The sequence below is a fragment of the Candidatus Brocadiaceae bacterium genome (assembly GCA_012728835.1).
Taxonomy (GTDB): Bacteria; Planctomycetota; Brocadiia; order SM23-32; family SM23-32; genus JAAYEJ01.
The window spans coordinates 40,684-53,598 of sequence record JAAYEJ010000042.1; the positions used below are offsets into that span (position 1 = coordinate 40,684).

At 69.9% G+C, this 12,915-nt stretch carries 14 protein-coding genes; 4 read left to right on the plus strand and 10 right to left on the minus strand.

The window, feature by feature from the left end; translation table 11 throughout:
- Nucleotides 1-32: 32 nt before the first annotated feature.
- Both GXY85_06105 and GXY85_06110 read right to left on the minus strand, forming a co-directional pair.
- Nucleotides 33-494: an N-acetyltransferase gene (locus tag GXY85_06105; GenBank protein NLW50402.1), complete on the minus strand. Its 462-nt coding sequence runs from the start codon at nucleotides 492-494 to the stop codon at nucleotides 33-35.
- Nucleotides 478-2,394, minus strand: a complete 1,917-nt coding sequence (locus GXY85_06110) for a hypothetical protein (protein ID NLW50403.1) — start codon at nucleotides 2,392-2,394, stop codon at nucleotides 478-480. The genes GXY85_06105 and GXY85_06110 overlap by 17 nt, the downstream gene beginning before the upstream one ends.
- A 192-nt stretch (nucleotides 2,395-2,586) precedes the next feature.
- On the opposite strand from GXY85_06110, the gene GXY85_06115 reads away from it, so the two are divergent.
- Nucleotides 2,587-3,582, plus strand: coding sequence for a dihydrodipicolinate reductase (locus GXY85_06115; GenBank protein NLW50404.1), 996 nt, complete (start codon nucleotides 2,587-2,589; stop codon nucleotides 3,580-3,582).
- 11 nt (nucleotides 3,583-3,593) lie between these two features.
- Here GXY85_06115 and GXY85_06120 read toward each other — a convergent pair whose 3' ends face one another.
- From GXY85_06120 to GXY85_06135, 4 genes are all read right to left on the minus strand, one after another.
- Nucleotides 3,594-4,064: an aspartate carbamoyltransferase regulatory subunit gene (locus tag GXY85_06120; GenBank protein NLW50405.1), complete on the minus strand. Its 471-nt coding sequence runs from the start codon at nucleotides 4,062-4,064 to the stop codon at nucleotides 3,594-3,596.
- Between the two features lie 2 nt (nucleotides 4,065-4,066).
- On the minus strand, nucleotides 4,067-4,987 hold the full coding sequence (gene pyrB, locus GXY85_06125; protein NLW50406.1) for an aspartate carbamoyltransferase: 921 nt from the start codon (nucleotides 4,985-4,987) through the stop codon (nucleotides 4,067-4,069).
- Nucleotides 4,988-5,109: 122 nt separating this feature from the next.
- Nucleotides 5,110-6,333: a SpoIIE family protein phosphatase gene (locus GXY85_06130; protein NLW50407.1), complete on the minus strand. Its 1,224-nt coding sequence runs from the start codon at nucleotides 6,331-6,333 to the stop codon at nucleotides 5,110-5,112.
- A 35-nt stretch (nucleotides 6,334-6,368) separates the two neighbouring features.
- Complete coding sequence (locus GXY85_06135) at nucleotides 6,369-7,433, minus strand: 3-isopropylmalate dehydrogenase (GenBank protein ID NLW50408.1); 1,065 nt, start codon at nucleotides 7,431-7,433, stop codon at nucleotides 6,369-6,371.
- A gap of 350 nt (nucleotides 7,434-7,783) precedes the next feature.
- Between GXY85_06135 and GXY85_06140 the strand changes: the two genes are divergently transcribed.
- From GXY85_06140 to GXY85_06150, 3 genes are read left to right on the plus strand one after another with little or no spacing between them, the layout of a single operon-like run.
- On the plus strand, nucleotides 7,784-8,305 hold the full coding sequence (locus GXY85_06140) for a hypothetical protein (GenBank protein ID NLW50409.1): 522 nt from the start codon (nucleotides 7,784-7,786) through the stop codon (nucleotides 8,303-8,305).
- Nucleotides 8,284-8,871 (plus strand): hypothetical protein, encoded by a 588-nt coding sequence (locus tag GXY85_06145; GenBank protein NLW50410.1) that lies wholly within the window; start codon nucleotides 8,284-8,286, stop codon nucleotides 8,869-8,871. Before GXY85_06140 ends, GXY85_06145 begins: the two co-directional genes overlap by 22 nt.
- Nucleotides 8,872-8,916: 45 nt before the next feature.
- Nucleotides 8,917-9,402 carry a DUF3426 domain-containing protein gene (locus tag GXY85_06150; protein ID NLW50411.1) on the plus strand — a complete coding sequence of 162 codons (486 nt, stop codon included), beginning with the start codon at nucleotides 8,917-8,919 and terminating at the stop codon, nucleotides 9,400-9,402.
- 95 nt (nucleotides 9,403-9,497) lie between these two features.
- Here the strand turns inward: GXY85_06150 and GXY85_06155 are convergent, their stop codons facing one another.
- The 4 genes from GXY85_06155 to GXY85_06170 form a co-directional block, all read right to left on the minus strand.
- Nucleotides 9,498-10,274, minus strand: a complete 777-nt coding sequence (locus GXY85_06155) for a PrsW family intramembrane metalloprotease (protein ID NLW50412.1) — start codon at nucleotides 10,272-10,274, stop codon at nucleotides 9,498-9,500.
- On the minus strand, nucleotides 10,234-10,743 hold the full coding sequence (locus GXY85_06160; GenBank protein NLW50413.1) for a YbjQ family protein: 510 nt from the start codon (nucleotides 10,741-10,743) through the stop codon (nucleotides 10,234-10,236). The genes GXY85_06155 and GXY85_06160 overlap by 41 nt, the downstream gene beginning before the upstream one ends.
- 12 nt (nucleotides 10,744-10,755) lie before the next feature.
- On the minus strand, nucleotides 10,756-11,085 hold the full coding sequence (locus GXY85_06165; GenBank protein ID NLW50414.1) for a YbjQ family protein: 330 nt from the start codon (nucleotides 11,083-11,085) through the stop codon (nucleotides 10,756-10,758).
- Nucleotides 11,086-11,328: 243 nt separating this feature from the next.
- Complete coding sequence (locus GXY85_06170) at nucleotides 11,329-12,903, minus strand: hypothetical protein (protein NLW50415.1); 1,575 nt, start codon at nucleotides 12,901-12,903, stop codon at nucleotides 11,329-11,331.
- Nucleotides 12,904-12,915 lie beyond the last annotated feature (12 nt).

A 12,915-nucleotide genomic window follows, 5' to 3' on the forward strand; every position in this document is an offset into this window, starting at 1 on the left:
TCGCTCCTCTGCCTCCCCGCCGGGCGCCGCCGTCAGCCGCCCGGCGGCAGGTCCTTCATCACGGCCACTTCGTTGCATTCGGGGAAGCGCGGGCATCGCAGGCAGTCGGTCCAGATCTTGTGAGGCAGCTTCTCCTTGGGGTAGTCGACGAAGCCCAGCTTTTTGAAGAACTCCGGCCGGTAGGTCAGGGCGAAGACGTGCCGCATGCCCATCTCCATGGCCTCGTCGAGACAGCGCCGCACCAGCTCCGTGCCGACGCCCCGGTTCTGTGCCTCCTGAACGACGGCCAGGCTGCGCACCTCGCCGAGCCCCTGCCAGCTGATGTGCAGGGCCACACAGCCGATGATCCTGCCATCCTCGCGATAGACGAAGAAGTCGCGCAGGGCTTCGTAGACGTCGTTCAGCGAACGGGGCAGCATCAGCTCCCGCTGCGCGAAGTGGTTGACGATGGCCAGGATGGCCGGGGGGTCTGCGATCTTAGCCTTCTCGATCATTCGTGCGCATGTCCTGGAGTTCGAGTCGGGTCAGCATGGCCATGCCTCTGAGGGCCGACTCAAGGGATTGAACGCGGATGACGTTGCTGCCGATCTGCTCTCGCAGGCCGCCCTCGGCGGCGCCGGGGTCGGCCAGGTAGTAGCTGTTCTCAGGCAGGTACAGCAGGTGCATCAGCCATGCGGCCGCGCGGCGGGCGGCAGCCAGATCGGCCGCCCTGTCAGGCCCATCCATCATACTGGCCGAGACGAAGACCACAAGGTCATCGGCGGTCGTCTGCGCGGTGGGAGGCAGGCGCTCGAGCGTCGCACCCACCAGGTCGGCTGCCGGGGCGTCGGCGGGCAGGACCTGCGCCGTGCGCCGCTCGGCGGAGATCCGGCACAGCCACTGGTCGAAACCCTCGTCCGGAAACAGGGGGGCCGCCTCGCGGAGCGCCGCGGCCAGCCAACGCGCCTCGCGGGCCTGCAGGGGGGCGGGCCGGGCCGCCAGGCTGTCCCGCAACGCGACCAACGCCCTGCCGGCTCCCGACAGGCAGGCCGGAATGCCCAGTTCGCGGTGGGCCAGGAGCAGGGCGGCCGCCGCCTTCGCCTGCGGGATGGGGCTGTCCGCATGCAGGCCCGGGCTGAGGCGCTCCTGCCGAACGGCGTCGTAGGCCAGGTGGAAACGCCCGTCCTCGCCCTGCATCGACAGCAGGAACCGGGCCATGGCCAGTATCCAGGCGTCCGGCGCGGACTGCCCGCTGACGCGGCGGTAGCGGCAGAGCGCCTCGAGCACCTGGGCAGTCGTCTCCAGTTCGTACGCGACGTTGCAGACCTCCTGGCGGCGCGTGACGGCCGTCATCGGGCCGGCGGCGTCCAGGTCCGTGGCCGCCATGGCGTAGGACAGGCACCGGTAGGCCGCCTCGACGTATTCGACCTCCGGCCGCAGTTCCGCCAGCATCCCCAAGGCCCCGGCCGCAACCGCCTGCTCGGTGACCGTCTCGCAGCCGCCGCGCAGACCCGTGGCGGCGTCGCGGTAGGTGACGAAGCGTCCGTCCGGCTGCTGCGACCGCAGCAGGTAGTCGGCGGCCATCCGGCAGGCGCGCCGCAGGCGTGCGACGGTGGGCTCAGACAGGGGCGCCAGCCCGCGGGGGCTCGCCATCGCGTAGCGGCTGCCGGGCGCCGAGTTGACGAACCCCGCCACCCGGAGGCGCCACATCGGCAGGCCCGCCTGACGCCACCGGCCGGCCCGCAGACCCGCCCGGCGGCACAGCAGCATCAGGACCGCCTCGCCGTCGGCGGCCTCGTCGTCGGCGATGTCTCCGGGCAGGAACCAGTGATAGCGCTCGCCGCTCCGGAGCGCCACCCCGACCGGCTCGCCGACCGGCCGCCGCACGAACGCCATGCGATGCCGCTCGGAGAACGGCAGCGCCTCCCGGACCACGTCGATGCGCACGCGCATCCGGCCGGGCTCCAGGGCCGGGTTGGCCCGTGCACGCACCATTGCGGCCGCCTCCCGCACGCCCTCCTCAGGCTCGGCTCCGTAGCCGCACACGCGCACCGGGTCGGCACCGGGCACGTAAGCGGTCACGAACACGGGGATCGGCGGCCCGTCTCCCCCGCGCCCGGGCGGCGGCGTCGCGGCCGCGCCCGCCTCGGCCTCCAGAGCCGCGAAGAACGCCTCCAGAAGCCGGTCTCCATCCTCGCGGGACAGGTCGACCGCCCAGCGGGCGCCCTCCGGCGGCAGGGGCGGCCGCCCCGGGGCGGCCGGTGCCGACGCCGAGGCGCCCATCCGTCCCCACGCCAGCATGATCACGGGCACGGCCGCGACCGCCAGTGCAAGGAACACGGCCGCCGACATCGCGCGGACGCGGCCCGTGGACGGTGTGCCCCCGGCGGGCACGGCTCTGGTGTGCTGCTGCACGGTGAGCGCCTTTCGAGGTGTGATGGGCGCTGAGTGTAGCGCACAGACGCACGCCCCGCAAGGTTCCGGCGCGACATGGAAGCTCCCTTTGACCTTGCGCCGTCATGGGTTATGATTCCGTGGGCACGCCCGGAGGCCGGGCCGCACGCCGATCCGTGACCACACACGAGGACCGAAGAAGGGATGGCCGGTATGGCAAAGGTGATCCAGGTGGGGCTGGGCCCCGTGGGCCGGAAGATCGTGCGCTACGCGCTCGATCGGGCGAACGCCGGGGTGCGGTTCATCGGCGCCGTCGATCCCGCCCCGGACAAGGCCGGGCAGGACCTGGGCGAGCTGTGCGGGCACGAACGCCTGCGTGTGCGTGTGAAGACGGACCTCGCCGCGGCCCTCGGGCGACGCAAGGCCGACGTCGCGTTCCTGTCCACCGTATCCGATCTGAAACGCATCGAGCCCCAGATCGCGGAGATCGCCGCCGCGGGGCTGAACATCGTGTCGACCTGCGAGGAGCTCTCCCACCCCTGGCGCACGGCGCCGGCCGCCGCGCGGCGCATCGACGCGGTCTGCAGGAAGCACGGGGTCACGTGCCTGGCCACCGGCGTCAACCCGGGGTTCCTCATGGACTCCCTGCCGTGTGCGCTCACCGCCGTATGCCAGAGCGTCCGGAAGGTGGTCGTCCACCGCCTGCAGGACGCCGCGCCCCGCCGGGTGCCCTTCCAGAAGAAGATCGGTGCCGGCCTGACGCGGGCGGAGTTCCGCCGCCGGGTCAAGGACGGCTCGCTGCGCCACGTGGGTCTGCCGGAGTCCATGGACATGATCGCCGCCCGCCTGGGCTGGACGCTGACGCGGAGCACCGAGACGATCCGTCCGGTCGTCGCCGACAAGGCGATCAGCGGCGGCTACGTGCCGATCGAGGCCGGCATGGTCTGCGGCGTCGAGCAGGTCGGCCGCGCCTACGTGGGCGACAAGGAGGTGATCCGGCTCGTGTTCCGCGCCGCCGTCGGCGAGCCGGCCAGCCGGGACATCGTCGAGATCACCGGCGAGCCGGACATCCGCTCGGTCATCGAGGGCGGCGTCAACGGCGACGTGGCCACGTGCGCCATCGTGGTGAACGCGGCCCGTTCGGTGCTGGCCGCCGAGCCGGGCCTCAAGACGATGGTCGAGGTGCCGCTGGTGGCGTTCTCGGGCTGAAGCCGGCCGGGTCACTTCAGGACGATGTCGGGGCCGCTCATGAGGCGCTCGCAGTAGCTGCAGCGCAGACTGACGGGGTTGGATGCCAGCACGTCGAACCGCGTGGCGACGTTCTGGCAGTTCGTGATGCAGCTCGGGTTGAAGCAGCGCACGATCCCCTCGACCGTCCTGGGCAGCTCGACGCGACGCTTCTCCACCACCCGGTAGTCCTTGATGATGTTCAACGTCGCCTGCGGGGCGATCAGTGCGATGGTGCTGACCTCGCGGGCGGTCAGCTCGCGGTCTTCGATCTTGACGATCCCCTTGCACCCGCCGCGGCTGCTGCGCAGGTTCATCCCGACCAGAACCACCTGGTCGCTCCGGGCCAGCTGCAGTATCTCGGCGACCTTGAACGTGGCCTCGTTCTGGATGTGGTCGATGACGGTGCCGTTGCGAATGGCGGCGACGTTCATCTTCTCGCGCGGCGCCCTGCCCGGGTCCATGCCTATACCTTTCCCAGCACCATGGCCAGCAGGGCCTGCCGGACGGGGATCCCGTTCCTGGCCTGCTCGAAGTACACGGCGTGCGGCGTTTCGTCGACGTCCGGCGCCAGCTCGTCGACCCGCGGCAGCGGGTGCATCACGCGCATGGAGTCCTTGACGCCGGCGCGCTCCAGCAGTTCGCGGTCGATCCGGTAGGCGCCCTTCACACGCTCGTATTCCACGATGTCGGGGAACCGTTCCTGCTGGATGCGCGTGCAGTAGACGATGTCCAGTTCCGGCAGGACCTCCCGCAGGTCGGTGGTCGTGTGGCCGGCGATGCCGGCCTCCTTGAGTTCACGCCGCAGGTCGGCCGAGACCGACAGGTTGGGGGGCGAGACGAAGACCTGCCGGCAGTCGAAGCGGCTCAGGGCCGTCACCAGCGAGTGCACGGTCCGCCCATACTTCAGATCGCCGACGAAGCCCACCGTGAGCCCGTCGATCCGGCCGCAGACCTTCTGAATCGTGTAGAGGTCCAGGAACGTCTGCGTCGGGTGCTGATTCGATCCGTCGCCGGCGTTGATGACCGGCACGCCGGCGATCTGGGAGGCCAGGCGGGCGGCACCCTCCCACGGGTGTCGCAGCGCGATCACGTCGCAGTAGCCGGCCACGATCCGGATGGCGTCGCTCAGCGACTCGCCCTTCTTGAAGGACGAGTGGGCGGGGTCGCCCAGGTCCAGGACACTGCCCCCGAGCCTGACCATCGCGGAGGCGAAGCTCATGCGCGTGCGCGTCGAGGGCTCCAGGAACATGGTGCCCAGCACGCAGCCGGCCAGCAGGCCCGAACGGTCTTCCGCCTCCATGCCGGCGGCCACCGAGAGCACCCGCAGGATCGCGTCGCGATCGAAGTCCCGAATGCTGACCACGCTCTCGATGCGCTCCGTCATCGTCTCCCGGCCCCTGTCTGGAATGCGTGGGGGCAGCCGCCCTCGGCGCCGCAGCACCGTCGCCGCCCGACGGCCGCGATTATACCCCCGCCGTGCCCGCATGCAAGAACCGGCCGCGCCCGCTATTCCTGCCCATACGCGGCCAGCCAGGCCGGCTCGTCGTGCGTGTGCTCGGCCACGACCAGCGTCAGGTCGTCGGCCGGCGGCGCCCCGTCCGCGAACTCGTCCACGTGCCGCACAACGCACTGGAGGAACTCGGGACCCCGCAGACGGCTTCCTTCGCGCGCCGCCGCCCGCAGGCGCTCGATCCCGAAACGCTCCCCCGCCCGGTTTGTGCAGTCGGTCACGCCGTCGGTGTAGACCAGGAACCTGTCGCCGGGCTCCACCTGCGCCGACCGCTCGTCGACCTGGATCTCCTCGATGCCGCCCAGGACCATGCCGCCGCCCGGCAGTTCCTCCACGTCCTGGCTGCCCGCCCGGACCACCAGCGGGGCCGGATGGCCGCAGGCGGCGTAGCGCATCGCGTGCGTCTCCGAATCGTAGACGGCGTAGAACCCGGTCGCGAAATGCTGGGCGGGCGACATCTGCACCAGACGCCGGTTCAGCGCCCGCATGACGCGCGTCGGGCTGCCCGTGACGAGGCCGGAGGTCCGGAACACCATCTTGACCATCACGGCCAGCAGGGCCGCCGCCACGCCGTGCCCCGAGGCATCGCAGACCAGCAGCCCCGCCCCATGCGGTCCCACGGGGCAGATGTCGTAGAGGTCGCCCCCGATCTGGCCGGACGGCCGACAGAGGAAGTCGAAGCACATGCCGCCCATGCAGAACGGCCGGCCCGGCACCAGCATCTGCTGGATCTCGCGCGCCGTGCGCAGCTCGTAGTCGAAGCTGCGCCGCCAGGCCGACAGCTCCTCGTTCTGCTCCGTAACCCGGGCGAGCAGGTCGCGGGTCCGCGCCGCGGCACGGCGTTCCTCCGTCACGTCGCGCGCCGTCTCGATGACGCCGCAGGGCGTCCCGTCGCTCTCGAGCATCGGGAAGACGGTCACGAACAGGATCCGGCCGGTCTCCGGATCGCTCACCTCGCGGTCCACCGCACGGCGCTGGTCCAGGGCTTCTTGCGCGGGGCAATGCCCGCAGACGCTGCGTCGGAGGACCTCGATCTCGTGGCAGCGACAGCTCAGCAGGTCGCCGCCGAATGAACGCTCGGCCTCGCGATTGGCCAGGACGACCCGCCGGTCCATGTCCCGCACGATCAGGGGGTAGGGCATGGAGTCCACCAGGGCCCCCACCAGGGCGGTGGGCGCCTCGGTGCATCGCGCACTGAACGCGTCCGAGATCCGTGCCATCGCCGCGCAGCCCCCGGGCGCCGTCGCGGCGCCGCTCAGACGTCGATGTCCGGCAGAGCCTTCACCACCAGGTCGCCCACCTCGGACGTGCTGTAGCCCATCTTGCCGGCCGCCATGCTCTTGATCTTGTTCGCGGTCAGGCCCATGACGGCCTGCTCGATCCGGCGGGCGGACTTCGACTCGCCCAACTGCTCCAGCATCATGCCGAGGGCGCAGATGGCGGCCAGCGGGTTGATCACGCCCTTGCCGGTGTACTTCGGCGCGCTGCCGCCGATGGGCTCGAACATGCTGACGCCGTCCGGGTTGATGTTCCCGCCGGCGGCGATGCCCATGCCGCCCTGGATCATGGCGCCCAGGTCCGTGATGATGTCGCCGAACATGTTGCAGGTCACGATGGTGTCGAACCACTCGGGGTTCTTGACCATCCACATGCAGGTGGCGTCGACGTGGGCGTAGTCCTGCTTGATGTCGGGGTACTCCTCCCCCACTTCACAGAACGTGCGCCACCACAGGTCGTGGGCGAACGTGAGCACGTTCGTCTTGGCGCAGAGCGTGAGCATCTTCTTGTCGTTGCGCCGGCGGCAGTACTCGTAGGCGTAGCGGATGCAGCGCTCGACGCCGGCGCGCGTGTTGACCATCACCTGCATGGCCACCTCGTCCCGCGTGCCCTTGTGGGTGAACCCGCCGGCGCCCGTGTAGAGCCCCTCGTTGTTCTCGCGCACGACAACGAAGTCGATGTCCTCGGGCCCCTTGTCCTTCAGCGGGCAGTCCACGCCGGGGTAGAGCTTCACGGGGCGCAGGTTGATGTACTGCTGCAGTTCGAAGCGCAGCCGCAGCAGCAGGCCCTTCTCCAGGATGCCGGGGGCCACGTCGGGGTGTCCGACGGCGCCCAGGTAGATCGCGTCGAAGCCGCGCAGCTCGTCCAGAGCGGAGTCCGGCAGCACTTCGCCGGTACGGAGAAAGCGTTCGCCGCCGAAATCGTATTCGACGGTCTCGCATTCGAATCCATCCAGTTCCTTGACGGCGGCGAGGACCTTGAGCCCCTCGCGGACGACTTCCGGGCCGGTGCCGTCGCCCGGCAAGACAGCGATCTTGTGCATGGCTGACCTCTGGAGCACGTGCAGGACTGCGCACACGACAGGAACCCGGAGCTTACCCGCCCTCAGCGCCAAAGTCAACGGCGGTGGAACCACAACGGCACGACGAGCACGACGGGAAGACAACGGATCACAGCCGGGGGCGGCTGTGCCACATGCGGCCACGAAGGGCGGCGTCCGCACAGGTCCGTGTCCGGTCCGTGTCGGTCCGTGCCGGTCCGCCCCGAGTCAGCTGCACTACGGATCGAAGGGGCCGCCCATATTGACTTCCCGCCCGACGCGCACTACAATTCACAAGGCAGGGGGCGAATACCGGGCGGTGCGGCGGCGTATTCAGGGGCAGGAGGACTGCCATGGAGGCAGAACGGACAGAGAAGCTGTGCCGGTACTGCTATGAGCCGCTCGACCCGCGCGCGAAGCGCTGCCCCCACTGCCGAATTCAGCAGACCCGGTGGGCCTGGCTTCTGCATCCAGCCGTTCTGGCTCTCCTGATGTTTTCGCCACTCGTGTTCATGGTGGCGACGGGCGCCTTCGTTCACCAGAAGTTCGGTCCCGGAAAGGACTTCAGCCGGTACAGGCACCAGCTGGTGGCCGTGGAGACCCGAATGGAACCTGGCAGGAAAGACGAATCCACCGTCCTGCTTGTCACGGGCAAACTCGAGAACAGGTCGCGGATCCCCTGGGAGGAAATCGAGACCGAATGCCGCTTTCTGGATGCCGACGGCAAGCTGATCGACGTCAACAACGACTACCATAGTCTCAGCGTCCAACCGGGTGAGAACCGCAGTTTCGCAATCACTCACTTCCCCTACCTTCCCGTAGCGGACTACGCCGCCTGCGAAGTGGAGGTCCGATGGGCGACCCAAGCGGAATAAAGGAAGCGGAAGGGGCTCAGCGCAGGTGCCGCTGGTGCACGGGGTCGCTGCATGCGGACGCGCGCGTTTGTCCCCACTGCGCCCGCTGGCAGGATCGCGCGGCCAGTGGCGCCTATCGGGTGCTTTTCGGGCCCTATCTGATATGCGCGATGGTGCTGTGCGCCATCGGGCTCCAGTGGTGGGTCATGTCCCTCGCCTCACAGCGGCTGCTGGCGCTTCGCTCGGCTGCCGGTGCGGGGGCATTCGAGAAAGAAGTGGACGTGATTGCCTCGGAGATGGTCCCGGGCGAACAGGCAGGTGAGCCCGTGCTCGCCATCGTCGGGCGGTTGCGGAACGGAGCAGAGGAGGCGCTGCGGATTGCCGTCCTCGAGGTACAGTTCACCGACGCCGCCGGCCGGCTCGTGGACGTAGGCAGGCTGGATTCCTGGTACATCCGGCCCCTGACTATTCCTCCCGACCGTGAAGCGGCCTTCCGTCTGGTGGCCCCGCCCGAACTGCCCATGAATCGCTACGCGGCGCACACCGTCTTTGTGCGCGCGACGTCGCCGGCAGATTCGCTCTTCTGAGGGAACGGCACGATGCAGGACGAGCCACATACGAAGCTATGTAGAATGTGCTTTCGGGAGATCGACCGCCGGGCGCGGGCCTGTCCGCACTGCGGACACATGCAGGTGCGCTGGCTGTGGCAGATCGTCCCGCCATTCCTGCTGATCGCCGCTGGGTTCATGGTCTATGGTGAGTGGCTCTCCGCCCGTCTCCGGCCGGACGGCTGCGCCGAAGATGCCGTCCCGTACACCGGGCAGATCACGGTGACTCAATCGGAGATGTTCAAGGGCAGCGATGTTGTCTACGTCGTCGGCAAACTGCGCAATGAGAGCGACGTGGAGTGGGAGAAGATCGGCATCGAAGCGCAGTTCTTCGACCCGCAGGGGCGCCTCATCGACGCCGAGGTGAAGAGGCACTACCTGGAGCGCCTGCTTCCGCACGGCGAGATGGCGTTCAAGGTCCGCACCGTGCCCGACCGGCCGGTGGAAGAGTACGCCGACTACGGGGTGTTAGTCGGATATGCGCAAGACATCCGGCGCGGCGCCTGGTAACGCGCAACGGCCGTCCGTGTGCCGCAGGCCCTCCGTCGCCGGAAGGGCAAAGGAGGGTCCGTGCACGTCTCCGTTCGGCCCGTTCGCGCCTGCCCTCAGAACGCACCGTGCCCCACACTGAACGCCACCGCCGCGGCGTTGTAGACGGCGTGGATGGCGATGGCCACGACCTGGTAGGGAAAGGCCATCCACAGCCGCGGCCGGTCCATCCGCTCCCAGCAGTCGCGCCAGACGCGGATCACGCCCATCCCCGCCACCAGGCTGCAGCCCATGTGCACCGCCACGCAGACCGTCCAGCGCCAGGCGACCATGGCCTGCGACGCACGCGGGATGTAGAGGCCGAGGTAGATCACGTTCTCGATGGCGGCGAACGCAAGCCCGGCCGCCAGCGCGCAGAGGACGATCTGCGCGGGCGATCGGAACAGGAACGGCCGCCGCTCGACCACGTAGAACGGCGCCGCCACCTTCATGACTTCCTCGGCGACGGGCCCGAAGACGACGACGACCAGCACGGTGAAATGGCCCTGCCGCGAGCCGAAGAACGCCCCCAGCACCGCCCACGGGCCGGCGGCCACCGCGAGCCCGAGCGTCACGGCCCAGGTGCGCGCCGCACTCACACCGTCCCGCCGTCGGACGAGCCAGTCGCGGTAGGTCAACTCGCCGGCCGGCGGCCCGCCGGCCAGCTCGCGGGAAAGGCCCGGCTCATCCCAGACGGTCCGGTCCACGCGCGCGTCTTCGCTCGCTTCGGCCGGAGCCTCGCGCCGGAGGCCGGCCGCCGCCTTTGCCTCGCTCGGGTCGGCCTTCATCGGGCCGCCGTGCATGTGCGGCTCATCAAAGACCGACGGCTTGTCCGACTTGCTGGCTCTCGTCACCGCCCGAGGTCCTCCGGTAGGCCGTGCCCGTGGCGATGAGTTCCACCATCGCCGCCCGCTTGCGCATCGTGCCCCCGCCGATGTCGGCGGTGTTGAGGCGCACGTTGCAGACGGCGTCGTAGCCCAGCCCCACCGCCTGATCCATCAGGCGCAGCACCGCTTCCCGGCGCGCGCGGGTGAGCAGGCTCTGGTAGCTGTGCAGTTCGCCGCCGACGATCTTCCGCAGGCCGGCGAGGAACGTCTTCATGTAGTCCGTGGCGATGACCACCTCGCTCATCACAACGGCCGCATGGGCGGAAGGATCTGCGGCCGGCGGGAACGTTCGGACGTCCGTCACCAGGACGTGCGCGAGGGCCTCCTCGCGCATGCGAAGCGACCGGACGTGCAGCCTCTCCGCCGTCCGGCCCGCGATCCAGCCCAGCATCAGAAGGAACCCGACCGGCACGACGCTGATCAGACTCCCCTCCATCGCACCCCCCTCTCACGGCTGCGCTTCCGGCTCGACCGTCACGGCCGTGCCGTAGGCGTAGATCTCCGCTGCGCCCGACGTGATGGAACTGGTGCTGAAGCGCACGTTGACCACGGCGTTGGCGCCCAGTTCCTCGGCCTGGGCGAGCATGCGCTCCAGGGCCTGACGGCGGGCCTCGGTGAGCAGCTCTGTGTAGCCGCGCAGTTCGCCGCCGACGATGTTCTTCAGGCCCGCCGCGAGGTCGCGCCCCACGTGCTTGGCCCGGACGGTGTTCCCCTGGACCATCCCCCTGGCCTGCACGATGCGCAGGCCGGGGATCGTCTCCGTGTTAACCACGATCATGCTCGTTGCTCTCCCTCAGTGCCCATCGGCCGCAAGAACGCCAACATGACTACCCGCACCATCCGGCCAAGTCAAGCCCTGTCAGCCCGTTGAGGAAGTGCTCTTGGTTGGCACAGGCACCCTCGCCTGTGCGCTCCTGCCTGCAAGCAGGCCGCTCCAGACCTGGACCAACAGCCGAGGGCGGCCGTTCCACACTCCGTCAACGGGCGGCCATGCGCACGGATCGCCGCCGGTCCAGTCGCCTCACCCCTCCCCCTTCGGTCGCCTGAGCAACGGCCCGAAGGACAGGAGGCGGGCGATCGGCCGGGCGCACACGATCAGCAGCAGCCCGGGGACGGCGCCCCACGGCGGCCAGGCTGTCGTCCATGCGCTCGAGGCACGGGCCAACGCCATGGCGGCCCAGGAGACCATCGCCGGCCCATCCCGAAGAACGAGCCAGGCGCCCAGCAGAACCAACCACGGCCCGAGCAGCGCCGCCCGCGTGGCGCGGCCCGCCTCCTGCGCTGCCCCGTCCCGCACGGTCATCAAGGCCAGATCCCCTTTCAGCAGCACGACAGCGAGGGCGCCCAGCGCGGCCAGCGCCGGTTCGAAGCGGTACGGGGCAGCCGCCGGCGGAGCGCCGCCGCCCGCGACGATGGACAACGCCGCCGAGCACAAAAGGTCGATGGCGAGGTAGAGCCCCAGCACGGCGAGGCCGACCTCCAGCAGTATGGGCAACGCGGGCGCCGCCGTCTCCGCGTCGGGAGCAGCCGGCTTGTGCACAAGGCGCGCCGTCGGCCAGGCAAGCCTGCCTGCCAGCCAGAGCGCGACGACGGCCAGCAGCGGCAGCATGGCGACGGCGAACAGCGCTCCGGCGACGTCGGCCGCCGCATCCAGACCGGGTTGCGCCAGGCCCAACAGATCGCCGACACGCTCCGCGATACCCCGTACGAACTCGATCAGCCTGTCCCGGCCGTCGCCGAGGACCACCGTGCGCACGCTCCAAGGATCGACGCCCATGAGCAGGCCGGCGATAACGACCTGGACAACCAGCGCCAGCGCCGCCGTGCCTCCCAAACGGATGCCGTCGCCGGCGGCGCCCTCCATGTCCGCCGCTCTCCCGAACCGGGATGCGATCCCGCGTGCGCACCGGAGAAGCAGCACGGCAAGCAGAACCGCACTCCCTGCGCTGGCGACCCAGCCCAGCACCCATCGCGGCCCCCTGCCATCCGTCATCGCCACGTGATGCGAACTCTCGATGAGCACACTGAGAGTCGAGAGCACCATCAGGAGGCCGCGCGTGCCGAACCAGAGCCCGATGAGCCACAGCCCGGCTGTCAGCATGCTCTGAGGCGGCCCGCCGGCCACCCGTCCGCAGAACGCGGCCACACTCCGCGGCCGGAGTGCAAACGCCAGCGAGAAGGAGACCGCCGCGAGGATCACGGAGATGGCGGCGAGGGCACGCGCCAGTCCGACCCCGACGTCCGGTGTCCCCATGGGCAGCAGGAGAGCCGGGGGGATCATGGCCGCAGCCGCACACATCCAGAACAGACCGGCCGTACAGACGCCGGTGGCCAGCGCTTCCTCCGGAGGCGGCGGCGCCGGGTCACAGGCCGGCAGGAGGCGGCGCGCCAGGAGCCGCGCCGCGGTGATGAACGCGACACCGAAGATCGCCGGGATCAGGACGACGGCCGCCAGGGCCGCTCGGCCGGATGCAGACAGAGCGCCGCCGCCGGAGAGCGCCGCCGGCATCATCCCCGACGCCGGGCGGATCGCCGAGGCCAGCAGGACGATGCCCAGTCCCTTGAACGTCACTTCCGCGCGCTCTTGCTGCGTCATCGGCCCTGCCCT